Source organism: Corynebacterium macginleyi (genome assembly GCF_003688935.1).
GTDB classification, from domain to species: domain Bacteria; phylum Actinomycetota; class Actinomycetes; order Mycobacteriales; family Mycobacteriaceae; genus Corynebacterium; species Corynebacterium macginleyi.
The window spans coordinates 1-1,308 of the sequence record NZ_REGE01000049.1; the positions used below are offsets into that span (position 1 = coordinate 1).

A 1,308-nucleotide genomic window follows, 5' to 3' on the forward strand; every position below is an offset into this window, starting at 1 on the left:
TGAAGTGTCCCAGGTTTTGTTCCGTTTGAGTAGATGGGAAAATCTGGAATATGCCAAGAAAATTTGACCAAGATGCGAAGGACCGTGTGGTCCGTCTCGTGGAAGACCGCATCTTGGCGGAAAACATGTCAATGCAGGCCGCGTGCCAGGCAGTAGCTCCAAAGTTGGGGGTTTCATGGCACACAGCTCGTCAATGGACCCAGCAGGCTCGTCGTGCGGGAAACATCCCAGAACCTGTTCCTGAAGATTTGGCCGCGGAAAACGCCAGGCTACGCCGCGAGAATCAAGAGCTTCGAGATACCAACGAGTTGCTGAAGGCTGCCTCGGCTTTTTTCGCGTCGGAACTCGACCCCAAACGTCGGAAATGATCCGGTTCATCGATAAATACCGGAATCATTTCTCTGTCGAGTTCATCTGTAAGACGTTGAAGAATAACCGGGCTGGTGGGTTCATCACCTCGCGTGGGTATCGCCAGTCCAAAGCCCGAGGGTTAAGTGCTCGTCGCCTTCGTGATGCTGTTCTAGTTGAACGCATTGGTGCTGTTCACCGGGATAATTATGGTGTCTACGGCGTGCGGAAAATGTGGCATGCTCTTCGCCGTGAAGGAATCGATATCGGGCGTGAACAAACCGCCCGCTTAATGCGCCTGGCTGGTGTTTCTGGCAAAGGCAAAGGCGGATCACCAATCACAACGCGTAAGCCTAACGTGCCGGATCTGCGCCCAGACTTGGTCGAGCGTGAGTTCAAAGCCCAAGGCCCGAACAAGCTGTGGGTGGCCGACATTACCTACGTGCGCACGAAGAAAGGCTTTGTGTATGGCGCATTTGTCACCGACGTTTACTCCCGACGGATCGTCGGATGGGCATTATCGGACTCGATGCGCACCGAGGCATTACCGCTGCAAGCACTCAACCAAGCGACCCAAGAGCGCGAGGGAAACAACAGGTCTTATTCACCATTCGGATCACGGCTCGCAGTACGTCAGCGTTGTCTACAACCAGCGCCTTTCCCAGCACGGGATCACTGCTTCCACCGGAACTGTCGGCGACTCCTACGACAATGCTCTAGCTGAAAACGTTAACGGCTCCTACAAGAACGAGCTGATCCATACTCGCAGGTGGAATAACGTTGTCGAGGTAGAAATCGCGACATTCGAGTGGGTGTCATGGTGGAACGAGGTAAGGCTCCACCAAAGCCTGGGATATCGAACCCCGGTCGAGGTGGAAACCGAATTTTGGAAGAAGACCCCGCAACAGGGAATAATAGAAATCAAGGCAAATGCCTAGGAACAAAACTCGGGGCACTTCA

The 1,308-nt window shown here is 53.7% G+C and carries 2 protein-coding genes and 1 pseudogene; all 3 read left to right on the forward strand.

Going from position 1 to position 1,308, the window contains the following annotated elements; genetic code table 11:
• Positions 1 to 25: 25 nt before the first annotated feature.
• The 3 genes and pseudogenes from D9V82_RS13025 to D9V82_RS13035 all read left to right on the forward strand — a co-directional run bounded on the left by D9V82_RS13025 (position 26) and on the right by D9V82_RS13035 (position 1,286).
• Positions 26 to 368 (forward strand): annotated as a pseudogene (locus D9V82_RS13025) (transposase).
• Positions 365 to 1,072 (forward strand): IS3 family transposase, encoded by a 708-nt coding sequence (locus D9V82_RS13030; RefSeq protein ID WP_147446216.1) that lies wholly within the window; start codon positions 365 to 367, stop codon positions 1,070 to 1,072. The pseudogene D9V82_RS13025 and the gene D9V82_RS13030 overlap by 4 nt, the downstream one beginning before the upstream one ends.
• Positions 1,020 to 1,286: an integrase core domain-containing protein gene (locus D9V82_RS13035; RefSeq protein ID WP_121928309.1), complete on the forward strand. Its 267-nt coding sequence runs from the start codon at positions 1,020 to 1,022 to the stop codon at positions 1,284 to 1,286. The genes D9V82_RS13030 and D9V82_RS13035 overlap by 53 nt, the downstream gene beginning before the upstream one ends.
• Positions 1,287 to 1,308: the final 22 nt, after the last annotated feature.